Source organism: Mycobacterium sp., assembly GCF_036488105.1.
GTDB lineage: Bacteria > Actinomycetota > Actinomycetes > Mycobacteriales > Mycobacteriaceae > Mycobacterium.
Genome location: NZ_DASXHW010000422.1, coordinates 1 through 23,282 on the forward strand (window position 1 = coordinate 1; position 23,282 = coordinate 23,282).

General features: G+C 65.8%; 21 protein-coding genes, 3 pseudogenes and 1 riboswitch. Of the genes and pseudogenes, 16 read left to right on the plus strand and 8 right to left on the minus strand.

The window, feature by feature from the left end:
- A pseudogene (locus VGH54_RS22195) lies at positions 1-266 on the plus strand (ribonuclease HII); the annotation flags it as partial.
- A gap of 4 nt (positions 267-270) precedes the next feature.
- Positions 271-576 carry a DUF2469 domain-containing protein gene (locus VGH54_RS22200; protein ID WP_007171389.1) on the plus strand — a complete coding sequence of 102 codons (306 nt, stop codon included), beginning with the start codon at positions 271-273 and terminating at the stop codon, positions 574-576.
- A 15-nt stretch (positions 577-591) separates the two neighbouring features.
- On the opposite strand, the gene VGH54_RS22205 is transcribed toward VGH54_RS22200, so the two are convergent.
- A complete protein-coding gene (locus VGH54_RS22205) occupies positions 592-1,341 on the minus strand; it encodes a GAF and ANTAR domain-containing protein (protein ID WP_331514257.1) in 750 nt (249 codons plus the stop codon).
- Positions 1,342-1,506: 165 nt separating this feature from the next.
- Between VGH54_RS22205 and VGH54_RS22210 the strand changes: the two are divergent.
- A pseudogene (locus VGH54_RS22210) lies at positions 1,507-3,435 on the plus strand (APC family permease); the annotation flags it as partial.
- A gap of 253 nt (positions 3,436-3,688) precedes the next feature.
- Positions 3,689-5,722, plus strand: a complete 2,034-nt coding sequence (locus VGH54_RS22215) for an APC family permease (protein WP_331514258.1) — start codon at positions 3,689-3,691, stop codon at positions 5,720-5,722.
- Here the strand turns inward: VGH54_RS22215 and VGH54_RS22220 are convergent.
- The 3 genes from VGH54_RS22220 to VGH54_RS22230 are packed head-to-tail and all read right to left on the minus strand — an operon-like array spanning position 5,709 to position 8,979.
- The gene (locus tag VGH54_RS22220) at positions 5,709-7,280 is read right to left on the minus strand and encodes a Na+/H+ antiporter (protein ID WP_331514259.1); all 1,572 of its coding nucleotides are present in this window, start codon (positions 7,278-7,280) and stop codon (positions 5,709-5,711) included. The genes VGH54_RS22215 and VGH54_RS22220 overlap by 14 nt on opposite strands.
- A 38-nt stretch (positions 7,281-7,318) precedes the next feature.
- Positions 7,319-8,665 (minus strand): PPE family protein, encoded by a 1,347-nt coding sequence (locus VGH54_RS22225; RefSeq protein WP_331514260.1) that lies wholly within the window; start codon positions 8,663-8,665, stop codon positions 7,319-7,321.
- A gap of 14 nt (positions 8,666-8,679) precedes the next feature.
- Complete coding sequence (locus tag VGH54_RS22230; protein ID WP_331514261.1) at positions 8,680-8,979, minus strand: PE family protein; 300 nt, start codon at positions 8,977-8,979, stop codon at positions 8,680-8,682.
- A 136-nt stretch (positions 8,980-9,115) separates the two neighbouring features.
- A riboswitch (Fluoride riboswitch) is annotated at positions 9,116-9,177 on the minus strand.
- Between the two features lie 143 nt (positions 9,178-9,320).
- Between VGH54_RS22230 and VGH54_RS22235 the strand changes: the two genes are divergently transcribed.
- Genes VGH54_RS22235 through VGH54_RS22260 form a run of 6 tightly spaced genes read left to right on the plus strand, consistent with a single transcriptional unit; the run spans position 9,321 to position 15,368 of the window.
- Complete coding sequence (locus VGH54_RS22235; protein WP_331514285.1) at positions 9,321-9,689, plus strand: YraN family protein; 369 nt, start codon at positions 9,321-9,323, stop codon at positions 9,687-9,689.
- Complete coding sequence (locus VGH54_RS22240; protein WP_331514262.1) at positions 9,689-11,200, plus strand: YifB family Mg chelatase-like AAA ATPase; 1,512 nt, start codon at positions 9,689-9,691, stop codon at positions 11,198-11,200. Before VGH54_RS22235 ends, VGH54_RS22240 begins: the two co-directional genes overlap by 1 nt.
- Positions 11,197-12,339: a DNA-processing protein DprA gene (gene dprA / locus VGH54_RS22245; RefSeq protein WP_331514263.1), complete on the plus strand. Its 1,143-nt coding sequence runs from the start codon at positions 11,197-11,199 to the stop codon at positions 12,337-12,339. Before VGH54_RS22240 ends, dprA begins: the two co-directional genes overlap by 4 nt.
- A 45-nt stretch (positions 12,340-12,384) precedes the next feature.
- Positions 12,385-13,233 (plus strand): siderophore-interacting protein, encoded by an 849-nt coding sequence (locus VGH54_RS22250; protein WP_331514264.1) that lies wholly within the window; start codon positions 12,385-12,387, stop codon positions 13,231-13,233.
- 39 nt (positions 13,234-13,272) lie between these two features.
- Positions 13,273-14,466 (plus strand): lactate 2-monooxygenase, encoded by a 1,194-nt coding sequence (locus VGH54_RS22255; protein WP_331514265.1) that lies wholly within the window; start codon positions 13,273-13,275, stop codon positions 14,464-14,466.
- A complete protein-coding gene (locus VGH54_RS22260) occupies positions 14,466-15,368 on the plus strand; it encodes a tyrosine recombinase XerC (protein WP_331514266.1) in 903 nt (300 codons plus the stop codon). Before VGH54_RS22255 ends, VGH54_RS22260 begins: the two co-directional genes overlap by 1 nt.
- Positions 15,369-15,495: 127 nt before the next feature.
- Here VGH54_RS22260 and VGH54_RS22265 read toward each other — a convergent pair.
- Positions 15,496-15,930 (minus strand): annotated as a pseudogene (locus VGH54_RS22265) (M23 family metallopeptidase); the annotation flags it as partial.
- A 305-nt stretch (positions 15,931-16,235) separates the two neighbouring features.
- Here VGH54_RS22265 and rpsB point away from each other — a divergent pair.
- The 3 genes from rpsB to VGH54_RS22280 are packed head-to-tail and all read left to right on the plus strand — an operon-like array spanning position 16,236 to position 19,309.
- Positions 16,236-17,075 carry a 30S ribosomal protein S2 gene (rpsB, locus tag VGH54_RS22270; RefSeq protein WP_331514268.1) on the plus strand — a complete coding sequence of 280 codons (840 nt, stop codon included), beginning with the start codon at positions 16,236-16,238 and terminating at the stop codon, positions 17,073-17,075.
- A gap of 1 nt (position 17,076) precedes the next feature.
- Positions 17,077-17,892: a translation elongation factor Ts gene (gene tsf, locus VGH54_RS22275; RefSeq protein WP_331514269.1), complete on the plus strand. Its 816-nt coding sequence runs from the start codon at positions 17,077-17,079 to the stop codon at positions 17,890-17,892.
- Positions 17,893-17,902: 10 nt separating this feature from the next.
- Positions 17,903-19,309, plus strand: a complete 1,407-nt coding sequence (locus VGH54_RS22280; RefSeq protein WP_331514270.1) for an amidase — start codon at positions 17,903-17,905, stop codon at positions 19,307-19,309.
- On the opposite strand, the gene VGH54_RS22285 is transcribed toward VGH54_RS22280, so the two are convergent.
- Positions 19,306-19,725: a MarR family transcriptional regulator gene (locus tag VGH54_RS22285; protein ID WP_331514271.1), complete on the minus strand. Its 420-nt coding sequence runs from the start codon at positions 19,723-19,725 to the stop codon at positions 19,306-19,308. The genes VGH54_RS22280 and VGH54_RS22285 overlap by 4 nt on opposite strands.
- A 45-nt stretch (positions 19,726-19,770) precedes the next feature.
- On the opposite strand from VGH54_RS22285, the gene VGH54_RS22290 reads away from it, so the two are divergent.
- Positions 19,771-20,451 (plus strand): class I SAM-dependent methyltransferase, encoded by a 681-nt coding sequence (locus tag VGH54_RS22290; protein ID WP_331514273.1) that lies wholly within the window; start codon positions 19,771-19,773, stop codon positions 20,449-20,451.
- A gap of 20 nt (positions 20,452-20,471) precedes the next feature.
- On the opposite strand, the gene VGH54_RS22295 is transcribed toward VGH54_RS22290, so the two are convergent.
- On the minus strand, positions 20,472-21,140 hold the full coding sequence (locus VGH54_RS22295; RefSeq protein ID WP_331514274.1) for an HAD family hydrolase: 669 nt from the start codon (positions 21,138-21,140) through the stop codon (positions 20,472-20,474).
- Positions 21,141-21,245: 105 nt separating this feature from the next.
- Between VGH54_RS22295 and VGH54_RS22300 the strand changes: the two genes are divergently transcribed.
- Positions 21,246-21,659 (plus strand): ChaB family protein, encoded by a 414-nt coding sequence (locus VGH54_RS22300; protein WP_331514275.1) that lies wholly within the window; start codon positions 21,246-21,248, stop codon positions 21,657-21,659.
- A 97-nt stretch (positions 21,660-21,756) separates the two neighbouring features.
- Positions 21,757-22,692 carry a lysophospholipid acyltransferase family protein gene (locus VGH54_RS22305; RefSeq protein ID WP_331514276.1) on the plus strand — a complete coding sequence of 312 codons (936 nt, stop codon included), beginning with the start codon at positions 21,757-21,759 and terminating at the stop codon, positions 22,690-22,692.
- Between the two features lie 70 nt (positions 22,693-22,762).
- On the opposite strand, the gene VGH54_RS22310 is transcribed toward VGH54_RS22305, so the two are convergent.
- Positions 22,763-23,005: a CsbD family protein gene (locus VGH54_RS22310; protein WP_331514277.1), complete on the minus strand. Its 243-nt coding sequence runs from the start codon at positions 23,003-23,005 to the stop codon at positions 22,763-22,765.
- Positions 23,006-23,282 lie beyond the last annotated feature (277 nt).

Genomic DNA, 23,282 nt, shown 5'->3' on the forward strand with positions numbered 1-23,282 from the left:
GGGACCGGCTGATGGTGGCGATGGAGTCCGACCATCCCGGCTACGGCTTCGCCGTGCACAAGGGCTACAGCACCATGGCGCACTCGGCGGCGCTCAACGAGCTGGGACCCTGCTCGGAGCATCGGCGTTCGTTCATCAACGTGCGGCGGGTGGCGTCCGGGACGGGTACCCAGATAGTGGCGGAGTGCGCACCGGGTCAGCAGAATGAAAATGGGTGGGGAAAGATGGAGCCCGCAATCAACCGCGGGACGGAGAAGGACGGCTGAGCTGATGAGTGCCGAAGATCTCGAAAAGTATGAAACCGAGATGGAGCTCTCGCTGTACCGCGAATACAAGGACATCGTGGGGCAGTTCAGCTACGTGGTGGAAACCGAGCGACGCTTCTATCTGGCAAACAGTGTCGAGATGGTTCCACGCAACGCCGACGGCGAGGTTTACTTCGAACTGCGGCTGTCCGACGCGTGGGTATGGGACATGTACCGGCCGGCCCGATTCGTCAAGCAGGTCCGTGTTGTCACCTTCAAAGACGTCAACATCGAAGAGGTTGAGAAACCCGAGTTGCGGTTGCCCGAATAGGCTCAGAGGCCGACGCTAGCGCTGCTCACTGGGGCCGAATATAGGCTTGCCGCGGCTTTCGATGACGGTTCGCGCCACGTCGGCGAGCTTGATGTTCAGATCTTGGGAGTACCGGCGCAGGACGTTGAACGCGTCTTGCTCGTCCACGCCATACAGCATCATCAGCATCCCGACGGCCTTGCCGATCTCCCGGTTGGACAGCAGCCCGCGCCGCAAGGTGGAGACGTCCTCGCCCGACGCGACGGCGTTGATGGCCACACTGGCGAACGATGCCAGCACGATGGCTTGGCCGGCGGATTCGGTGTCGAAGACGTTCGGCTTGTCGCTGAACAGGTTGAGCGCCCCGGTTTTCCGCTTGTCGACCAGGATGCGGAAACCCATCGCCCCGCGCACGGGCGTCTCGGCAACCATCCGGGCCGCCAGCTGGGGCCACTGGTTCGGTGCGGTCAGGTCGGTTTCGATCTGCGGCGTCTCTTCTTCGATCGCGTCGACGCACGGTCCGTCACCGGCCGCACGTTCCATGTCGTCGATTTGCTGGGCGATGCTGTCGCTGGCGCCGACCGTCACGTAGCGACCGTCGCGGCGCACCAGCAAGCTGGCGTGATCACATCCGGTGACCACCAGCGTCGCTGCGACGCAGATCGCGGCGTATATCTGACTCGCGTCGGAGCCGTGATAGATGATCTCGGCCAGCGCCGAAAAAACGGTGCCGGGGTCTGCGGCCGCCGGTGTCTCCGCGGAACCGTTGTTTGCCTCGTCTGCCACGCCGTCATCATTTCAAGCCGCTTCCGTCGCTGGACACGGTATCGACGTTTCCGTGGACTTCGCGACGAGTGGCGGCGACGGGCCGGGTGTCAAAATCCCGTAAGGATGACGGCAGAACCCGCATCCAGCTCGGCGGCACGCGTTGTCATCGGTTAGGAAGGATCGATGACAGGTTCGGCCGCTGACTACAAGATTGCGCCGTCGTTCTTCGACGGCTGGAAGCGGGTCTTCCTCGGCAAGCCGATGATCACTGACGACCTTCAGCATGAGAAGTTGTCGAATCCTGTTGCGCTGGGCGCTCTTTCGCCGGATGCGATCTCTTCGACCGCATACGGTCCCGAGCAGATCATGGTCGAGTTGCTGCCCGCCGCGGGGATGGCCGCGTTTGTGTTGTTGCTACCGCTGATCGGCGTGATCCTGCTGATTTTGTTGCTGGTCACCGCGTCGTATCGGCAGGTTGTGACGGCCTACACCCGGGCCGGGGGCTCCTACATCGTGGCCAGGGAGAACTTCGGCCCCCGCATAGCCCAGGTCGCTGCGGCAGCGCTGTTGATCGACTACGTGGTCACCGTGGCGATCCAGTGCGCGGCGGGCACCGTGGCCGTGGCGTCGGCGATACCGGTGCTGGGCCGCTACAGCCTGGAAATCTCGGTTGCTGCGGTGCTCATCTTCTGTTACGCGAACCTGCGCGGACTGCGGGAGGCGGGCCGGACGTTCGCGGTGCCGACGTACTGGTTTATCGGCATGCTCACGCTGATGATCCTGGTCGGCATGGCTCGTGAAGTGCTGGGGAATCTGCCGGCATACGACCCGCAACACATGGACGGCGTAGTGCCGATCCAGCAGGGCAACGGCCTGGTGATGGGGGCGACGATCCTGGTGATCCTGCGGGCGTTCGCCAACGGCGGTTCGTCGCTGACTGGGGTGGAGGCGATTTCCAACACGGTCAACCTGTTTCGTAAACCGGAAGGAACTAATGCGCGCCGGGTACTGACCCTGATGGCTACGGTTCTCGGGCTGTTGTTAGCCGGTGTGGCGTGGCTCGGCTACGCCACTCATTCCGTGCCTTTTTCTGCCGGATATCCGTCGATGCTCTCCGAGATCGGCCGGGCGGTATTCGGTCACGGCATGATCGGCAACATCTTTTTCTTCCTGTTGCAGGCCGCCAGCGCAGCGATTCTGTACAACGGCGCCAATACCAGCTTCAATGGTTTTCCGGCGCTGACTCACTTTGTTGCCGAGGACAGCTTCCTGCCAAGGCCACTGATGAAGCGCGGTCATCGGCTGGTGTTCTCCAACGCCATTATCCTGCTGACCGTGCTCGCGGTGGCACTCCTCGTCGCCACCGGAGGCGGGGTCAACGCGCTGGTGCCGATGTTCGCGATGGGCGTCTTCACGGCATTCTCAATGGCCGGCTACGGGATGACCAAACACCATCTGACCCATCGTGGGCCAGGCTGGCGCTACAAGCTGGTGATCAACCTCTCGGCGGGTATCTTGTCGACGACTGTGGTGGCGATCTTCGCGTTCGCGAAGTTCACCGAGGGCGCCTGGCTGGTCGTGGTGGTATTTCCGATTCTGGTGTTGGCGTTGATGCGGCTCAACAAGCAGTACCGCGCCGAAGCGTCAGTGCTGGAGATGTCACGTTCCCAGCGTCTCGACCTGACCTGGCATGCGAGGCACCGGGTATTGGTATTCATTGATTCCATCGACCTGGCCGAAATCGAAGCGCTGCGTTACGCGAAGGGTTTGCACGCCGACGAGCTGACCGCCGTGCACTTCATTCTGGACGGTGCTCGGGCCGCGGAGCTCCAGCAGCGGTGGGAGTGCTACAACTCCGGCACCGAGTTGCGCATGGTCGAGTGCCTTGACCGACAACTCGGTCGCGCTGCCCAGCTCCTGGTTGCGCGGGTCAAAGACGACTATCCCGACGCCACCGTGACGGTGCTGTTGCCACGGCGGATGTATTCAGCGCTGGGTGGCCGACTGCTCCATGACCGTACCGCCGACATGCTTGCCCGGGTGATCAGCCGCGTCCCGGGGGCAAGCGCCCAGATTCTGGCCTACGACGTGGGGTCGCGGGTTGCGCGTGCGCTGCAGGGGTGCGACGGGGAAAGCCCCGGCCCATCGCCGGATTCCGTCGGAAAGGCGCAGGCGGCAACGCCCGCGGTCTGAAACTCGCGTCGATTCGACGTGGTCATCGACGCCCGGCCGAGATGTTAATTCGCTGAGAATAATCGCTGGCAGCACCCACTCTGGTAACCGATTGCCAGATAGAGACGCTAACGTTCTCGGGCGTAAGTGTCTCCTAAGTTAGGCGAGCGTCAGGGCGGGGAAGAGCAGCACTGTGGTAGATCCGGCGGACGAGCACAAAGCTCCGTCAACATTCATCGATGCCTGGAAGCGGTTTTTCCTAGGAAAGCCGCTTATCACCGAGAATCTGGACCATGAGAGCCTGTCGAACGTCGTTGCCCTAGGCGCGCTTTCGCCCGACGCAATCTCCTCGACGGTGTATGGCCCCGAGCAGATCATGGTCGAGTTGTTGCCCGCGGCGGGGATGGCCGCGTATGTGCTCGTGCTTCCGATCACCGGTGTGATCTTGTTAATTTTGGCTTTGGTCACGGGGTCGTACCGCCAAGTGGTGATGGCCTACACCCAGCGAGGTGGCTCCTATCTGGTGGCACGAAGCAATTTCGGACCGCGTATCGCGCAGATCTCGGCGGCCGCGCTGTTGATCGATTATGTGGTGACCGTGGCGGTGCAGTGCGCGTCGGGCACGTTTGCGGTGATTTCGGCGGTACCGTCTCTGGGCCCCTACCACTTGGAAATCACCGTAGGTGCGTTGCTGCTCATTTCGTACGCGAACCTGCGCGGGATGAAAGAGGCTGGCCGGATCTTCGCCGTGCCAGTCTACGCTTTCATTGTCATGCTCACGGTGATGATCGTGACCGGTGTGGTTCGCCAGATCTTCTGGGGTCTACCGCAATACGACTCGGAGCACATTGTTGGCTCTGTGCCAGTGCATCAGGGCAACGGGCTGATCATGGGTGCGACGGTGCTGATCGTGTTACGCGCTTTCGCCAACGGCGGCACCTCGCTGACCGGGGTCGAGGCGATCACCGACGCCGTCAACGTCTTCCGACACCCGCAAGGCCCCAACGCGCGTCGGGTCCTCACCCGAATGGCCTGCGTCCTCGGGTTCTTGTTGGTTGGTGTCATCTACCTGGTGCATGCCACCCACGCCACTCCGTTCATCGCTGAATACCCGTCGATGCTGTCCGAGGTTGGCCGGGCGGTCTTCGGCAACGGGGTGATCGGGAAAATCACGTACTTGCTGCTGCAGACGGCCAGCGCGGCGATTTTGTTCTTCGGCGCCAACACCAGTTTCAACGGTTTTCCCGCGCTGACGAGTTTCATTGCCGAGGACAGCTTTCTGCCGCGGCCGATGATGAAACGTGGTCATCGTTTGGTGTTTTCCAACGCCATCATCGTGCTGACTGCACTGGCGGTGACACTGGTGATCGTGACCGGCGGCTCGGTCGACGCGGTGGTGCCGCTGTTTGCGATGGGCGTATTCACCGGTTTCTCGATGGCCGGCTATGGCATGACCAAACACTGGCTGATCCATCGTGGGCCTGGTTGGCGACGCAAGCTGGCGATCAACCTGTCGGCAGGGATCTTGTCGACGATCGTGGTGGGCATCTTCGCGGTGGCCAAGTTCACCGAGGGAGCCTGGCTGGTCGTCATTGTCATGCCGATTCTGGTGTTCGCCTTGATGCGGCTCAATCGCCAATATCGCGTCGAGAACTCCGTTTTGGAGAACCTGGTAACCGAGCGTCAGGACGTGGTCAAGCATCCGCGGCATCGGGTATTCGTCTTGGTGGATCACTTTGACTTCGCGACGGTCGAGGCGCTGCATTACGCCAGCGAATTGCACGCCGACAAATTGACTGCTGTGCACTTCGTCATCGATGCGCTACACGCCTCGCGGTTGCAGCAGCGCTGGGAGCACTTCCAAGACGAGCTCCCGCTGCGGATGATCGAATGCCCGGACCGTTACATCAGTCGCGCGGCACAGGAGCTGGTGATGCAGGAGATCGACAACCACCCCGGCACCAAGGTGACGGCCCTGTTGCCGCGGCGCACATATGCGCCGCTGGTGGGCCGGCTGCTGCATGACCGCACCGCCGACAAGATGGCCGCAGCCATCAGCCGGGTCGAGGGTGCGACCGCTCAGATCGTGGCCTACGACGTGGGATCGCGGATCGCGCAGGCGACGGCCGCGGCTCGGTCAGAGAAGAACGAAAAGAACGAGGCCATCCGCAACGCGAAGGCGTTGAGAGATTTACCAACCACGACTGACAAACTTAAGAGCCGCTGAGCCGTGCCTCCTCGAGGTCGAAGTCGCGTTCGATGGCGCGCAGCAGTGTCGCGTTGATGCGGCCGTCACTCCTCAAGGCCAGCAGCACCGACCGCTCGACGTCGAGCAGTTTGAGCCGCAACGCCCGATACCGCTCCATCTCCTGGGCATCGTCTGACTCCTCACGGCTCGGATGACTGAGCTGTAAACGCCGCACCTTGGCGGCATAGAGGGAGCGCGCCGACTTGGTGGCCTCGTCGTCTGGGTCGGCGTGGCTGTCATCGTCCAACCACTCCAAAGCGGCGCGGGCCGCCTTCAGCCGGGCTTTGTTCTCCTCGGTTCCGAAATCCTCGACCCGTAGGCCGAGTCGGCGCAGCAGCCACGGCAGGCTGGTGCCCTGCAGGAGCAGGCTTGCCACAATCACTGCGGCGGCCACCACGATCACCAAGTCGCGATCGGGAAACGGCTTCCCATCGGCGAGTCGCAGCGGGATGGCCAGCGCCGCCGCCAGCGACAAACCGCCCCGCATCCCGGCCCACGCCACGACCACGCGCTCACGCCACACCGCCGCGCCGCTCGCGCGGCCCAACAGTCGCGCGGTGACAGGCCCGGACAACATCCACACCAGACGCGATGCGAACACCACGGCTACGACGATCAATATGACCGCGACGACCCGCCCCGCGGACATGCCCGGAACCCAGCGCAACGAGCGAAAGAGTTCCATGCCAACCAAGGTGAACAGCACGGCGTTGAGTAGGAACACCAAGACGTCGAGAAACGCGAAGGCCTGCAATCGCGCGCCCGGGGCGAAGATTGCGCTGAGGTGTGAACCGACGTAGACGCCTGCGGTCACCGTGGCCAAGACTCCCGAGAGGTGGGCGCCCTCGGCGAGCACATAGGTGAGATACGGCGTCGCCAGCGAGAGTGTGATCTCGAGCAACGGGTTGTCGATTCGCCGTCGCACGTGCACGGCCAGCCAGGCGACAACCAGGCCCAGTGCGGCACCGCCCGCAGGAGCGGCAAGCAGTGTCACCGCAAGCGGTCCGGGCCGCACCGTGCCGACGATCACCGCGCTCACAGCACCGGTGTAGAGCACCAACGCGGTGCCGTCGTTGGTGAGTCCTTCACCCTCGACGATTGTCACCAGCCGTTCGGGTACGTCCAGCCGTGCGAAGACGGACGTGGCCGCGACCGCGTCAGTCGGCGCCACCACCGCACCGGCCACCAAGGCCACCGCCAATGGCAGGCCTGCGACGCCCACCAGAACGCCCGCGACCGTCGCCATGGTGACTATCACCAGCCCCACTGACAGCAGACCTATCGACCGCGCATTAGCCCGAAGGTCGTCTGGCGCAATGAAATACGCCGCGTAGTACAACAACGGCGGCAGAAACACGTAGAACACCACATCGGGCGCCAGCTGAGGTGCCTTGATCCCCGGCAACCAGGCCAGCACCGCGCCGACGGCCACCAGCAGAACGGGATACGGTACCCCGACCCGATCGGCCAGCCACACTGCCGCCACGGCGGCCAGCGGTCCGCACAACAGCAGGATCCCGTAGCCCGCCGGATTCACAACCGCACCTCCCGGTGCCAGCCTAGGGGCCAGATGCCTCAGCCCAGGAACCGTCGTTTCTGTTCGACGACATCGTCGGCGGTCACGAGACCGGAGTCGGCCAGCTTCGCGAGCAGTGATTGTGCCCTGCTGGCGAGTTCCTGCAATTCGGTCGCGATCGCGGTGACCACCTCGTTCGGCGGCGGTTGCGGCGGCTTCGGGCTTTGCCGCGGTGTCACCCTAACTCGTTGATCGCCGCGTCCCAGACCGGCAGTGCTGCCGACGGCTCCGCCCGCCGCACCGGCCAGACCCATACTGCTGAACAGATTGCCGGCGCCGCCGGCTTCCGGCGCCGCGGCCGCACTGGTGATGGGCAGCGTGAAGGCGGCCGGGCGAATTTCGGGCGCGGCGACCGTCCAATTCGCCGGCACCGACAGTCGGCCGACCGTGTTTGCCTGACCCAAGCCGGCGGTTACGGATGCCGTCGTCGCGTCCGACGGTGCGGCCACGCTGCCTTGGCCGTTGAAGAACCAGTTCGGCAGGTTGGCGGCACCCGGACCATAGCCCGTGAAAGGGCCCTTCCCGGCATAGAAGTCACGGTCGGCGTTGATCGAAAAGCCGCGGAAGTTGGTGTAGACCCCGGTAAACCCTGTCGAGATGCTCGTCGCCGAGGAGCCGATAGAAGTGATGCCGATGGGGAATTCCAGGAGCGTCAGGACCGGCCCGATCGCACTCAGCAGATCAGACACCGGGTCCGCTGGAGCCGCCGCCGCCGACGTCGCGAGTCCCTGCAACGTCTGGGGAATCGTGTTGAGCACCTTCGAACCGGTCGACACGACCGATTGCCCGGCGGCCGCGGCCTGCTGGTTTTCGCCAGCCGGGTTGGTCGTCGGCGGGGGCTCGGCGAACGGCGTTAGGGTCGATGCCACCGCCGCCGAGCCGGCGTAGGCGTACATCGCCGTGGCGTCTTGGGCCCACATCTCGGCGTAGTGCGTCTCGGTCGCCGCGATTGCCGCGGTGTTCTGCCCCAGCACGTTGGTGGCGATCAACGTCATCAGCAGACTCCGGTTGGCCGCGATCACCGCCGGCGGCACCGTCATCGCGAACGCCGTCTCATAGGCCGCCGCTGCCGCTCTGGCCTGGGCGGCGGTCTGTTCTGCTTGTCCGGCGGTCGTGGTCATCCAGTCCAGGTACGGTGTGGCCGCCGCCGCCATCGACGCCGACGACGAGCCGAGCCACGGCCCACCGGTCAGCTCCGAGATCGCCGCCCGGTAGGACGCCGCGGTGGATTGGAGTTCGGCCGCCAGCCCGTCCCAGGCGGAGGCGGCCGCCAACATCGGCCCGGGCCCCGGACCAGCGTACATTCTTGCGGAGTTGGCTTCCGGCGGTAACGTGGCGAAATCCATTGTGGTGTCCTGTCTTAACTGGCCGCTATGGCGTTTGCGACTTCGGTGGCCGCATACGACGTCGCACTCATTTCGAGGGTGCTGACGAACTGCTGATGAATTGCCTCAGCTTGGGCGCTGATCGCCTGGTACATCTGCGCGTGAACGGCGAATTGGGTAGCCACGAGCACCGATACCTCGTCGGCGGCGGCCGGAAACACGCCGGCCGTCGGCGCCGCTGCCGCGGCGTTCTGCGCGCTCATCATGGCGCCGACGCCTGCCAAGGTGGCGGCGGTGGCGCTCAGCGCCTCAGGCTGCGTCGTGACGTACAACATCGGACTTCCTCTCGGTGGGTATCACATGCGACTGAAGACGCGCGAATACGACACGCCAGCAAGTGAATTCGTTGAATACGCCGCGAAACAGTGGAACCTGGACTCACGGTTACCACCCCGCCTTCTAGCCCAGTGCGGTCGGGCAGAAGCCATCAGCCGGTACGGCGGTTAAAGGCGAGCTTCATCGCCTGAACGCGATGTTAACGACGGTTTAACGCCAGATCAACGCGCCGCGGATGTTCATTGGGGATTACTAGATGACTGGGGATAACCGGCCGCTGTCTGGCGGTGATCGCCGTGCAACGGATATCCACGTCGGTGACCTGGCTCAGGGTGGCGGCATGACGACCTTGACGCGAGCCGAAATCGGAGCGCTCGGTGAGCGATTGGCCGCCGATCACCTGACCAGGCTCGGACTGCGAATCGTGACCCGCAACTGGCGCTGCCGCTACGGCGAACTGGACGTGATCGCCGTCGACCCGGTCACGGACACCGTGGTGTTCGTCGAGGTCAAGACGCGAACCGGCGACGGTTTCGGTGGACTGGAGCAGGCGGTGACCCCGCAGAAGGCGCGCCGGTTGCGTCGGCTGGCGGCCATCTGGCTGGCCGCCCAGGACCAGGGGTGGGCCGCAGTCCGCGTCGATGTCATCGGCGTGCGAATAGGCCGACGCCGGACCCCGGAAATCACGCACCTGCGGGGCGTCGGCTGATGGCGCTCGGACGGGCGTTCTCGGTGGCGGTGCTGGGGCTGGACGGCCAGATCGTGGAGATCGAGGCCGATATCACCTCGGGTCTGCCGGGCGTGCACCTGGTCGGCCTACCCGACGCCGCGCTGCAGGAGTCGCGGGACCGGGTCCGCGCCGCGATCACCAACTGCAACAACAAGTGGCCGATGTCGCGCCTGACGCTGGCGCTGTCACCGGCGACACTGCCGAAAATGGGGTCGGTCTACGACCTGGCCCTCGCCGCCGCAGTCTTGTCGGCGCAGCGGAAGACCCCGTGGCGACAGCTGGAAACCGCGGTGGTGCTGGGGGAGTTGGCGTTGGACGGACGAGTTCGACCGGTGCGCGGGGTGCTGCCGGCGGTGCTTGCGGCCAAGCTCGCCGGCTGGGGAGCCGCGGTGGTTCCGGTGGAGAACCTTCCGGAAGCCAGCCTGGTCGACGGGATCGAGGTCTGGGGGGTGCGGACGCTGGCGCAATTGCAGGGCTGGCTCTGTGGTTCGGCGAAGCTCGACGAGCGAATCACCGGGACGTTTCCGGAGGCTGAGCCGCACGCGGACCTGTCCGAAGTGATGGGGCAGGCCCAAGCGCGTTTCGCCGTGGAGGTCGCTGCGGCCGGGGCCCATCATCTGATGCTGACCGGGCCGCCAGGCGTGGGTAAAACCATGCTGGCGCAACGTCTTCCGGGGCTTCTTCCATCGCTCTCGAATGGCGAGTCGTTGGAGGTGACCGCCATCCACTCGGTGGCCGGCCTGTTATCGGATGCCACGCCGCTGATTACCCGGCCGCCGTTTGTGGCACCGCATCACAGCTCCAGCGTCGCGGCACTGGTCGGCGGCGGTTCGGGAATGGCCCGGCCCGGTGCCGTCAGCCGGGCGCACCGCGGGGTGCTGTTTCTCGACGAATGCGCCGAGATCGGCGTCAGCGCATTGGAGGCGCTGCGAACACCGTTGGAGGACGGCGAAATTCGCCTCGCCCGGCGAGACGGAGTGGCGTGCTATCCGGCTCGCTTTCAACTCGTTCTGGCCGCCAACCCGTGCCCCTGCGCGCCGGCCGACCCGCGTGATTGCATCTGTGCGGCGGCGGTCAAACGCCGCTATCTCGGTCGACTGTCCGGTCCGCTGCTTGATCGAGTGGACTTGCGGGTGGAGATGCATCCGGTACGGATGAGCGCGTTCGCCACGACCGACACGGAGTCGACGACGCAGGTTCGCCATCGGGTGACGCTGGCCCGGCAGGCGGCGGCGCAGCGTTGGGGCGCACACGGATTCCGGACGAACGCCGAGGTCAGCGGAACACTGCTGCGACGCCGGTTCAGGCCGGGCAACGACGCGATGCAGCCGCTGCGGACTGCGCTGGACCGCGGGCTGATGAGCATCCGCGGCTTCGACCGCACGCTGCGAGTCGCCTGGACATTGGCAGATCTAGCCGGTCGCACCTCACCCGGACACGACGAGGTAGCCACCGCACTGAGCTTCCGCCAACCGGGAACTTCGCGATGACCGATGCGACGCTGCTTGCGTGGGCCTATCTGTCGCGGGTTGTCGAACCGCCCTGCGCTGAGCTTGACGCGCTGGTGCGCCGGGTGGGCCCGGTCGAAGCGGCGGACCGCGTCCGACGCGGCCAGGTCGACGATGTGGTTGCGCGGCGAACCGAAGCCCGGCGTGAAATCGACCGGGCCGCCCAAGATCTCGAGTTGCTGAAGCGCAGAGGTGGTCGCCTGATCACGCCGGACGACGACGAGTGGCCGACGCTGGTCTTCGCCGCGTTCGGCGGTGCGGCGGGGGCCAAGCCGCAGGCCCGCCCACCGTTGGTGTTGTGGGCCCTCGGCCCGGCGAGACTCGACGAGACGGCGCAGCGATCCGCCGCTCTGGTCGGAACCCGGGCCGCGACCAGTTATGGCGAGCAGGTGGCGGCAGATCTGGGGACCGGGTTGGCCGAGAACGACGTCGCGGTCATCTCCGGCGGGGCTTACGGCATCGACGGCGCGGCCCATCGCGCGGCCCTGGCAGCCGATGGCATCACCGTCGCAGTGCTGGCGGGTGGGCTTGACATTCCCTATCCCGCCGGGCATTCCGCGTTGTTGCATCGCATCGGCAGCGACGGCTTGCTGGTCACCGAATATCCGCCGGGGGTGCGGCCGGCCCGGCACCGGTTCCTGACCCGCAACCGATTGGTCGCCGCGTTCGCCGGGGCGGTGGTGGTGGTGGAGGCCGGTTTGCGCAGCGGCGCAGCCAACACCGCCGCCTGGGCGCGGGCGTTGGGCACAATCGTCGGCGCGGTGCCCGGGCCGGTGACTTCGTCGGCGTCGACCGGATGCCATGCGTTGCTGCGCGCGGGTGCCGAAGTGATCACTCGCACCGAGGACATCGTCGAGTTGGTGGGCCGCATGGGTGAGTTAGCGGCAGAGGAGGCGCGGCCGGCGACCCCGCTCGACGGGCTGGGCGACGACGAGCGGCGGGTGTACGAGGCGCTGCCCGGACGCGGAACCGCCAGCGTCGACGAGATCGCCGTCGCGGCTGCAGTTGAACCCGCCCGGATCTTGGCGCCACTGGCGTTGCTGGAGATTGCCGGGCTGGCCGAGCGTCACGACGGCTGCTGGCGCATCGTAAGGAATCGTGGGCAACCGGTCCGACCGTGACGACTCGTATAGTCGAGGGAGTCAGCGCCCAACGAGAGGAACCAGGTGCCCGGTCGACCAGTGCACACCTTCGAAGTGGTTCGCACCGAACAACTCACGTCGCACATGATCCGGGTTGTCTTGGGCGGCAGCGGTTTCGACACTTTCACGCCCAGCGAATTCACCGACTCCTACGTCAAGATGGTGTTCGTGGCCGACGACGTCGATGTGGCCGGATTGCCGCAGCCGTTGACGCTGGACTCTTTTGCCGACCTGCCGGACGCCAAGCAGCCAGTGGTGCGGACGATCACAGTTCGCCGCGCCGACCCGGCCGCAGGCGAGATCGCCGTCGACATCGCCGTCCACGGTGAGCACGGGACTGCCGGGCCGTGGGCCGCCGCGGCAAAGCCCGGACAGCCGATCTACCTGATGGGGCCGAGTGGGGCCTACGCGCCCGACCCCGCGGCCGACTGGCACTTGCTGGTCGGCGATGAGACCGCGCTGCCGGCAATCAGCGCTGCGCTGGAAGCGTTGCCGGCCAACGCAATCGGCCAAGCCTTCATCGAGATCGCCGAGCCAGAGGACGAAATTCCGCTGACCGCCCCGGAAGGCGTGCAAATCAACTGGATTCTCCGCGGTGGCCGAGCGGATCTGGTTGGCGAGGAGCGAGCCGGCGACCACTCGCCGCTCGTCGAAGCGGTCAAGTCCGCACACTGGCTCCCCGGGCAGGTCCACGCCTTCGTGCACGGTGAAGCCCAGGCTGTCATGCACAACCTGCGACCCTACATCCGCAAAGAGCGTGGAGTCGACGCGAAGTGGGCGTCCATATCGGGGTACTGGCGGCGCGGCCGCACCGAAGAGACCTTCCGTCAGTGGAAGAAGGAACTCGCCGCCACCGAAGCGGGTAGTCAGTAGGGCCTCGTCAGCCCCAGCGCCGGCTGGCATGCTCATCGCATGGCATTCGGCGACTACCAGAACGAGATCTATTTCCAGGGCTTGGCCGGAGTCGTGCCGAAGCTGCCGATGATCTTCGCGGAGCTGGAAGCCAAGGCCGAGAAGGCTTTGCCTCCTTCGATCTGGTCATACGTCGCCGGCGGAGCGGGCGACGAGCGCACGCAGCGGGCCAACTGTGAGGCTTTCCAGCAGTGGGGTCTGATCCCGCGGATGTTCGTCGGTGCCGCGCAGCGGGACCTGTCGATCGACTTGTTCGGGCTGACCTTGCCGAGCCCGCTTTTCATGGCGCCGATCGGAGTGATCGGGTTGTGCGCGCAGGACGGCCACGGCGACTTGGCAACCGCGCGCGCCGCCGCCCGCACCGGGGTTCCCATGGTGATGTCGACGTTGACCGAAGACCCGCTCGAAGACGTCGCGGCCGAATTCGGTGACACCCCCGGGTTCTTCCAGCTCTACACCCCGACCGACCGTGAGCTGGCTGCCAGCCTGGTGCATCGTGCCGAGGCCGCCGGCTTCAAGGGCATCGTCGTCACCCTGGACACCTGGGTCACCGGCTGGCGCCCACGCGATCTGAGCACGTCGAATTTTCCGCAGCTGCGGGGAAAGTGCCTGTCCAACTACACCAGTGACCCGGTTTTCCGCGCGAGCCTGGCGCAAAGCCCCGAAGAGAACCCGCAGGGCGCGGTGCTGCGGTGGATTCAGGTCTTCGGTAATCCGTTGACGTGGGACGACCTTCCGTGGCTGCGCTCGCTGACCAAGCTGCCGCTGCTCGTGAAAGGCATCTGCCACCCCGACGACGCGCGGCGCGCCAAAGACGGTGGCGTCGATGGCATCTACTGCTCCACTCATGGCGGGCGGCAGGCCAACGGCGGGCTTGCTGCGCTGGACTGCCTGCCGGGTGTGGTGGAGGCCGCCGACGGTTTGCCCGTGCTGTTCGACTCTGGCGTGCGCAGCGGCGCCGACATCGTCAAAGCGCTGGCCCTCGGTGCGACCGCCGTCGGCGTCGGGCGGCCCTACGCCTACGGCCTGGCACTCGACGGCTCCGACGGGATCGTGCACGTCCTGCGGTCGCTGCTGGCCGAAGCTGACCTGACGATGGCCGTCGACGGCTACCCGACCCTGAAAGATCTCACTCCGGACACCCTGCGGCGCGTCACCTGGGCCAGGCCGTCCGTCCCTGCGACCGTGGGGTAGTGGAGGCGATCCTCGACGAATTCGACAGCTACCTGGAGCTGCAATGCCTTCGCTCGGCCCATACCCGCCGCGCGTACCTGGGTGATCTGCGGTCGCTGTTCGCGTTCCTCAGTGAGCGGGCGCCCGGCACCGGTCTGCAAGATTTGAATCTGCCGATCCTGAGGTCGTGGTTGGCCGCGGGGGCAGGCGCCGGTGCGGCGCGCACCACGCTCGCGCGCCGTACGTCGGCGGTCAAGTCGTTCACGGCGTGGGCGGTGCGGCGAGGGCTGCTGGCCGGCGACCCGGCGACTCGGCTGCAGGTGCCCAAGGCGCGACGGGCACTGCCGTCGGTGTTGCGGCAAGATCAGGCGCTTGCCGCCATGTCAGCCGCGAAATCCGGCTCGCAGCAAGGTGATCCGCTGGCCCTACGCGACCGCTTGATCGTCGAGTTGCTCTATGCCACCGGCATCCGGGTCAGCGAGCTGTGCGGCCTGGACATCGACGACATCGACAACGCACACCGGCTGCTGCGCGTGTTGGGCAAGGGCAACAAGCAGCGCAGCGTCCCGTTCGGAGAACCGGCCGCCGATGCGTTGCGCGGATGGTTGACCGACGGGCGCCCGGCCCTGGCTGCCGAGGAATCCGGGCCTGCCCTGTTGCTGGGTGTGCGGGGCCGGCGGCTCGACGTGCGACAGGCTCGCACCGTGGTGCACCAGACCGTCGCGGCCGTCGACGGCGCGCCCGACATGGGACCGCACGGTTTGCGGCACAGCGCGGCCACCCACCTGCTCGAGGGCGGGGCCGATCTGCGCGTGGTGCAGGAGCTGCTGGGCCATTCCAGCCTGGCCACTACCCAGCTCTACACCCATGTGACGGTCGCGCGGCTGCGCGCAGTGCACGACCAAGCGCACCCGCGGGCCTGACCGAGACCCGATGTGCCCGCCTCAGAGCGAAAACTGGGTCGGTTGGGGCGTCGGGCCCGACAAATTCGCTCAGAGGCGGGCACACAGTGTGCCCCCGAGCTGGCTGGGACCCCTGTGACTATCGATGCAGCGGCTTCAGTCGAATCGGCGTGGAGGTCAGCAGTCCCAGCGGATCGACGTAGTCGGCGCGGGCAGCCGGACCCCACATCGCACCCCAGTGCAGGCACGCCGCGACCGGACAGCCGGGATGTCCGGCCAACAATTCACCGATCGCCGTCCCCGCGGTCACCGATTGCCCGGCCCGTACCGCGGTCCTGACCGGCTCGTAACTGGTGTGCAAACCGCCCGGGTGGGCCAGCGACACCAGCTCGCGGCCGGCCAGCGTCCCGGCGTACACCACGGTCGCGGCGCCGGGGGCATAGACCGGCTGACCCGGGCTGCCCGCAAGGTCGACGCCGCGATGGCCGCGGTTCCAGTTCGGCGACGGGGCGTCGAAGGCCCGCATCACCGCAGGTGGCGGTCGCAGCGGCCACTGCAGGCGGACCGCATCGCCGCTGGCCGGGAAAACGTAGACCAGCGTCGCGGCCAGGATCGTCGCGGCCCATCGCACCTCGTCAGTTCACCGCGGCGCCGGCAAACCGGCCAGCCAGCGCTGTGGACAAAGCACCTGGCCCAAGCGTGTAAACTGCTCTGCGCAGCCCGTAATTACGAGCTGACTTCGCGCGTCTGCATCGCGTCTCCCGTTCCACTGGGAGTTCGCACCGCATGCCGGGCGGTCCCGTCTAACGACGGGTCCGGCATCGCAGCAGCCGCCAGGGCCCGGCTTCACTCGTCGCTGGGCGACAACCGACACACAAAGGCATACGCATGGCCGTAGTAACCATGAAGCAGCTGCTGGACAGCGGCACGCACTTCGGGCACCAGACCCGTCGCTGGAATCCCAAGATGAAGCGGTTCATCTTCACCGACCGCAACGGCATCTACATCATCGATCTGCAGCAGACGCTGACCTTCATCGACAAGGCGTACGAATTCGTCAAAGAGACTGTCGCCCACGGCGGCACGGTCTTGTTCGTCGGCACCAAGAAGCAGGCGCAGGAATCCATCGCCGACGAGGCGACCCGGGTGGGTATGCCGTATGTCAACCAGCGCTGGCTGGGTGGCATGCTGACCAACTTCTCCACGGTGCACAAGCGCCTGCAGCGGCTCAAGGAGCTCGAGGCGATGGAGCAGACCGGTGGCTTCGAGGGCCGCACCAAGAAGGAAATCCTGGGTCTGACCCGCGAGAAGAACAAGCTGGAGCGCAGCCTGGGCGGTATCCGCGACATGGCGAAGGTTCCGTCGGCAGTCTGGATCGTCGACACCAACAAGGAGCACATCGCGGTCGGTGAGGCCCGCAAGCTGGGTATCCCGGTCATCGCGATCCTGGACACCAACTGCGACCCCGACCTGGTCGACTACCCGATCCCGGGCAACGACGACGCGATCCGCTCGGCGGCCCTGCTGACCAAGGTGATCGCGTCGGCGGTTGCCGAGGGCCTGCAGGCGCGCGCCGGTCTGGGCCGCGGCGACGGCAAGCCCGAGGCCGAAGCCGCTGAGCCGCTGGCCGAATGGGAGCAGGAACTGCTGGCTTCGGCGACCGCAACCGCCGCGCCGGCCGAACAGGCCGCCGCGGTCGCAACCGAATCAACCCCCACGGAAGGCTGAGATGGCCAACTTCACCGCTGCTGACGTCAAGAAGCTCCGTGAGCTGACCGGCGCCGGCATGCTCGACTGCAAGAACGCGCTGTCGGAGACCGACGGTGACTTCGACAAGGCGGTTGAGGCGCTGCGGATCAAGGGCGCCAAAGACGTCGGCAAGCGCGCCGAGCGGGCCACCGCCGAGGGCCTGGTCGCCGCTAAAGACGGTGCGCTGATCGAGCTGAACAGCGAGACCGACTTCGTCGCCAAGAACGCGGAGTTCCAGAAGGTCGCTGAGGAGATCGTCGCTGCGGCGGCCAAGTCCAAGGCCGCCGACGTCGACGCCGTCAAGGCGGCCAGCATCGGTGACAAGACCGTCGAGCAGGTGATCGCCGAGCTGTCCGCCAAGATCGGGGAGAAGCTCGAACTGCGCCGGGTCGCATACTTCGACGGCACCGTCGAGACCTACTTGCACAAGCGCGCCGCCGATCTGCCCCCGGGCGTCGGTGTGCTGGTCGAGTACACCGGCGGCGACGCCGCCGCCGCGCACGCGGTCGCGCTGCAGATCGCCGCGCTCAAGGCTCGCTACCTGACTCGGGACGACGTGCCCGAGGAGGTCGTGGCCAGCGAACGGCGCATCGCCGAGGAGACCTCACGCGCAGAGGGCAAGCCGGAGCAGGCGCTGCCCAAGATCGTCGAGGGCCGCCTCGGCGGGTTCTTCAAAGACGTCGTGCTGCTCGAGCAGCCGTCGGTGTCGGACAGCAAGAAGACGGTCAAGGCGCTGCTGGACGACGCCGGTGTCACCGTGACCCGGTTCGTCCGTTTCGAGGTCGGCCAGCAGTAGCATCAGCCGAATGCGACATGTGCACGCCTTCGGTGACGACGCGCTCGGACACCTCGATGCAGTTGGTCTCGTCGAGGCCCTCAACTCCGGTCGGGTAGGCCGGGCCGAGGTCGTCGAGGCAGCGATCGCCCGCACCGAAGCCGTCAACCCCGCCCTGAACGGCGTGGCCTACGAGGCTTTCGACCGGGCTCGGGCCCAGGCGGCGGCGCGGCCCCGCGCCGGCTTCTTCAGCGGCGTGCCGACGTTCATCAAGGACAACGTCGACGTCGCCGGGCTGCCGACGATGCGCGGCACGGACGCGTGGCCGCCCCGCCCGGCCGAAATCGACAGCGAGTTCGTGCGGACGTACCTGGCCACCGGGATGACGTCGTTGGGCAAGACCCAGATGTCGGAATACGGCTTCAGCGCCTCGGCTGAACATCCGCGACTGGGACCCGTGCGCAACCCGTGGAACACCGACCACACTGCGGGCGCATCGTCGTCGGGCTCGGGCGCTTTCGTGGCCGCCGGTGCGGTGCCGATTGCCCATGCCAATGACGGCGGCGGTTCGATCCGAATTCCCGCATCCTGCAACGGACTCGTCGGGCTGAAGCCTTCGCGTGGCCGGCTACCGCTGGACAAAGAAGTCAGGCAAATGCCGATTCGTGTCGTCGCCAACGGGGTGGTCAGCCGATCGGTGCGCGACAGCGCCGCGTTCTACCGGGAAGCCGAACGCATCTGGCGGGCGCCCAAGCTCGCGCCGATCGGAGACGTGCAGCACGCCGGCGAAAAGCGGCTGCGGATCGCCGTCATCACCCACTCACTTTTACGCGAGTCCAGCCCCGAGGTTCGCGAGCTGACATTGAAATCCGCAGGCTTGCTCGAGGAACTCGGCCACCGCGTCGACCATCTCGAAAGACCGCCGGTGCCTTCGAATTTCGTGTCCGACTTCGTGCTCTACTGGGGACTGCTGGCGATGGGCCAAATTCAGCAGAACAAACGCGCCTTCGACGGATTTGATGTCACCCGCTTGGACAACTTGTCACGGGGCCTGGACCGGCATGCGCGCCGGAATCTGCATCGCATGCCGCTGGCGCTGATCCGTTTGTCCCGAGTGCGGCGGCACACCGAACGCTTGGCTCGCACCTACGACTTGGTGTTGACACCGACGTTGGCTGACGAGCCGCCGCAGATCGGTCACCTCGACCCGACCGCCGACTACGAGCAAATCATCAACCGGTTGCAGGATTGGGTCGCGTTCACGCCGTTGCAGAACGTCACGGGAGAGCCCTCGATCTCGTTGCCGCTGGCGGTATCGGCCAACGGATTACCGGTGGGGATGATGTTCACCGCGCCGGTGGGCCAGGAAGCCCGCTTGCTGGAACTCGCTTACGAACTCGAAGACGCCCGGCCCTGGGCGCGGATCGACCAGACCTAGTCGGGTCCCAGCGCCTCCAGCATCCGCTTGAACTCGCGTTGCTGCGATGCCGACAGCTTGGCCAGCACGCGGGCGTCGGCTTCCCGCACCGCGGCCTCGGCGCGTCTCAGCTGCGTCCGGCCATCCGCGGTCAGCGAGGCCGGCAGCGCACGGCCCGATGCCACCGACGCGGGGCGGGTCACGATCTGCGCGTTCTCCAGCCGGTGCAGGACCGTGTTCATCGCCTGTGGTGAGACATTGCCTAGCCGGGCCAGCTCCGCGCTGGACAACCCGGGGTTCATGGAAAGCATTCTCATGCAGACAAATTCGGGCAGGGTCAGGCCCAGCGGGCTCAGCGCGGCCGCCACCTCCGGCCGCAGTGTTGCCACTACCTGAAACAACAGGTAGCCAAGCGGCGCGTTCTCGGTTGATCCCATATCAACGATCTTGACACATATCAGTCTGGTTGATATATCTGGGGCATGACTGAAACTCAGAATTTCGACTTCGATTTCGATCCGGCCTACCGTGGTGAGGCTGCCCAGTTTTCGGGCGGCCGACCGCCGTGGAGTTTGGGGGAGCCGCAGCCGGAGATCGCGGCGCTGATCGATCAGGGCAAGATCCAGGGCGACGTGCTCGACGCCGGTTGCGGTGAGGCCGCATTGGCGTTGCACATGGCGGCGTTGGGGAACCGCACCGTGGGGCTGGATGCCGCGCCCACGGCGATCGAGTTGGCCAAGGCGGAGGCCCTCAGGCAGGGGCTGACTAATGCCTCGTTCGAGGTTGCCGACATCTCCGCGTTCACCGGTTACGACGGCCGTTTCAACACGATCGTGGACAGCACGTTGTTCCATTCGATGCCTGTTGAGCTGCGCGACGGCTACCAGCGCTCGATTGTCAGGGCGGCCGCCCCGGGCGCGTCGTACTTCGTGCTGGTCTTCGACCGAAACGGGATGCCCGACGGCCCGGCCAACCCGGTAACCCAGGACGAGTTGCGTGATGTGGTGTCGCGCTATTGGGTCATCGACGAGATCCGGCCGGCCAGGATTCACGGCAACTTCGCTAACAGCAATAGCCCTGAGTTCCCGTTCGCCGATATTCGCGACGAGGGCAACGGGCGCAAATCCGTACCCGCCTGGCTGCTGTCGGCGCACTTGGGCTGATCGGCCAGCGGCGAAAGCCGTTACGTCCCAACAAGTTGGGCGAACTCGTCGAGGTGCGCACACACCTCGAGCGGGCCGGCATAGATAGCCGCGGCGCCCGCGTGCTCCAAGGCTTCGCGGTCGATCCCACCGCTGAGCACCGCAGCGGCCGGGACACCGGCGCGTCGAGCCGCGAGCACATCCCAGATGGTGTCGCCGAGAAGGATCGCGTCGGCCGGGTCCGCCTCGACGCGTTCTAACGCAGTGGCGACGATGTCCGGGTGCGGCTTTGCCCGCTCGGCGTCGGCCGAGGATGTCACCGCACAAATGAGGTCTTCGCAGTCGAGCGCGCTTCGCAGCAGCGCCAACTCTTCCTCGCCGGCCGATGTGGCGAGCACAGAGCGCCAGCCCCGTTCTGAGACGGCCTCCAGCAGTTGTCGCGCACCAGGAAGAGGGCGCACAAGCGGGGCGGAGTCGACAAAGTACTTGGTGTGCAGCTGTTTGACGTGGGAGCCGTGCGCATCGGTCAGTTCGTCGCCGAGCAGGACGCGGACGAGTTCAGAGCCAGATCGCCCGATCAGGCCCAAAATTCGCCAGCACGGCACTTCCTTGCCGACATCGAGGAAGGCATGGTGCCACGCCAGAACGTGGTGGAAGTTGGAGTCAACCAACGTCCCGTCGACGTCGAACAAAACGGCGGGTTGCACCATAGGAATGGACCTTCCGGTTGAGTCGCAGCACGGGGTGGGTACCCGGCCCACGACCGAATAACGCAGCCGAGCGGAATTAACGACTCCGAGCTCGAGAGGTTAGCTATGTCGAAGACAACAAAGGGCGGCCAGCCGAAGAAGGACGAATTACCCGGCACCGTGCAACGGTCGAACGCCAAGGCGCAACGCACCTTCGCCAAGGCTCATGACGCGGCCGCCGACCAGTACGACAGCGAAGAGCGTGCGCATCGCGTCGCTTATTCGGCGCTCAAGCACAGCTTCGAAAAAGTTGGTGACCGGTGGCTACCCAAGCCAAAGAAGGGCCCCTCAGATGCACGCGCAGAGCGGGGTGGTTTGCACAACCCACTCCCGTCGGCCGAGGGCGTCGACGCCAACGCCAGTAAGAAGCATCTGCTCCACATTGCCCGCCGGCTTGACATAGCCGGTCGGTCCACGATGAACAAGTCGCAATTGGTCGACGCAATCAAGAAGCGCAACCGTCAGGTCCGGAATCGTTGAGCGCCTGGGGCCACTACACCACCTCCGCCGGCAACACGATTTCCGGCGATAGGTCGGTTCCGGTTCGAGTCGAGCCAGACGGGGTAATTCAGCGGATATGAATTCTGCCGACCACAGGCCCGCTGAGGTGCGCAAGCAGGCACAACTACAAGCTGAGCAGGCGCGCACCGCAATGGAGGACCAGCGCGCGGACAACGCCGGCGGGCTGAGCGGCTGGGTTGCCGAGCGGGCGGGCGAGTGGGACCTCAGCGGTCCGGACGAGACGGCGCTGCAACGTCAGAAGTTTTTCTGGAATCTGCTGGTGGATTATTGGTTCCGGATGGAAATCGACGGCTGGGAAAACATCGGTAAACCCCCTGCTTTGCTGATCGGCATCCACTCGGGTGCTCCGTTCGTGTGGGACGCCTGGACCGTCGGTCTGCAATGGTGGCGGCGGTTCGGTCAGGAGCGGCCCTTGCACGGCACCGCCCACGATGCGCTGATGGCCATTCCGGGGTTCGGCCGGTACTTCCGGTCAATGGGAGTGTTGCCCGCGGCTCCGGATGCCATCGCGACTGCGCTGGCCGAAGGCCACGACGTGGCGCTGTGGCCGGGCGGTGAAGTCGACTCTCTTCGTCCGTGGAGCGAGCGCGACCAGGCCAACCTGGCCGGGCGCAAGGGCTTCGTGAAGATGGCGATCCGCGCAGGTGTGCCGATTGTGCCGATCGCGACGGTTGGAGGCGCCGACGCCATGCCGGTCCTGATTCGCGGTGACCGGCTTGCGCGCGCTCTGCGACTGGATCGACTGTTGCGGCTCAAGGTCTTTCCGGTGGCCGTTTCCCTGCCCTGGGGGATCGCCCCCGCCGCGCTGCCTCAGCTGCCGCTGCCGGCCAAGATCCGCACACGCTTCATGCCCGCGGTCGAGATCGACAATGATCCGGATCGAGCCGACGACGACGAATACGTCGATCGCAAGTATCACGAGGTGCAGGACAGCATTCAGCGCGGGATGGATGCGCTGGCGCGCAAGCGCGCGTTACCGCTATTCGGTTGACCGACGGCTGACCCAACGAGCAAGCAGATGGGGCCCGGTCTATGAAAGACCGGGCCCCATTGACTACTGATTAGTTCTGGTGGGTCTGCTGGCGCTTCTCCGCTGCCTCTTCACCGGCCCGAGCTGACTCGGCCTCGGCTTCCTTCCTGGCGACGTCGCGCTGGGCTGAGGCCTTGTCCTGCTGGGCCTCGCCCTCTTTTTCGAGGTCCTTGTTGCCGACCACGCTGCCAACGGCTTCTTTAGCCAGGCCTTTGGCGCCCTCGACTACGCCCTTCACACCCTCTGCGGGTCCACTCTTGTTGTCGTCCGACATGAAGTTCCTCCTCATTGGCTCATGTCAATGAGCTACTTTTCACGGCCACCGGCCGTGACTCGACCGGCGTGGGCGCTTGCCCTGCCCGTCACAATGACGCGCACTTGGGTTTTCGCACCGCTTGTGAGGCATTCCCTTACCGCGGGGCGGTCAAACTCTCGCGCGTGCCGCCGCGCCCGCGAGGCGAGCGGGTCGGCATCTTCCGCCCTGGTAGATGGACTGGCTTGGAGTCGTTGTGACGGTGAACACGCCGATACGGCCACAGTAGGTGCGGTTG

Coding starts and splice junctions, on each gene's coding strand:
- rpsB (WP_331514268.1), top strand. CDS start 16,236: ATGGCCGTAGTAACCATGAAGCAGCTGCTGGACAGCGGCACGCACTTC.
- tsf (WP_331514269.1), top strand. CDS start 17,077: ATGGCCAACTTCACCGCTGCTGACGTCAAGAAGCTCCGTGAGCTGACC.
- VGH54_RS22240 (WP_331514262.1), top strand. CDS start 9,689: ATGGCGCTCGGACGGGCGTTCTCGGTGGCGGTGCTGGGGCTGGACGGC.
- VGH54_RS22310 (WP_331514277.1), bottom strand. CDS start 23,005: ATGTCGGACGACAACAAGAGTGGACCCGCAGAGGGTGTGAAGGGCGTA.
- VGH54_RS22295 (WP_331514274.1), bottom strand. CDS start 21,140: ATGGTGCAACCCGCCGTTTTGTTCGACGTCGACGGGACGTTGGTTGAC.
- VGH54_RS22230 (WP_331514261.1), bottom strand. CDS start 8,979: ATGTTGTACGTCACGACGCAGCCTGAGGCGCTGAGCGCCACCGCCGCC.
- VGH54_RS22285 (WP_331514271.1), bottom strand. CDS start 19,725: ATGGGATCAACCGAGAACGCGCCGCTTGGCTACCTGTTGTTTCAGGTA.
- VGH54_RS22225 (WP_331514260.1), bottom strand. CDS start 8,665: ATGGATTTCGCCACGTTACCGCCGGAAGCCAACTCCGCAAGAATGTAC.
- VGH54_RS22300 (WP_331514275.1), top strand. CDS start 21,246: ATGTCGAAGACAACAAAGGGCGGCCAGCCGAAGAAGGACGAATTACCC.
- dprA (WP_331514263.1), top strand. CDS start 11,197: ATGACCGATGCGACGCTGCTTGCGTGGGCCTATCTGTCGCGGGTTGTC.
- VGH54_RS22290 (WP_331514273.1), top strand. CDS start 19,771: ATGACTGAAACTCAGAATTTCGACTTCGATTTCGATCCGGCCTACCGT.
- VGH54_RS22280 (WP_331514270.1), top strand. CDS start 17,903: ATGCGACATGTGCACGCCTTCGGTGACGACGCGCTCGGACACCTCGAT.
- VGH54_RS22255 (WP_331514265.1), top strand. CDS start 13,273: ATGGCATTCGGCGACTACCAGAACGAGATCTATTTCCAGGGCTTGGCC.
- VGH54_RS22235 (WP_331514285.1), top strand. CDS start 9,321: ATGACGACCTTGACGCGAGCCGAAATCGGAGCGCTCGGTGAGCGATTG.
- VGH54_RS22305 (WP_331514276.1), top strand. CDS start 21,757: ATGAATTCTGCCGACCACAGGCCCGCTGAGGTGCGCAAGCAGGCACAA.
- VGH54_RS22200 (WP_007171389.1), top strand. CDS start 271: ATGAGTGCCGAAGATCTCGAAAAGTATGAAACCGAGATGGAGCTCTCG.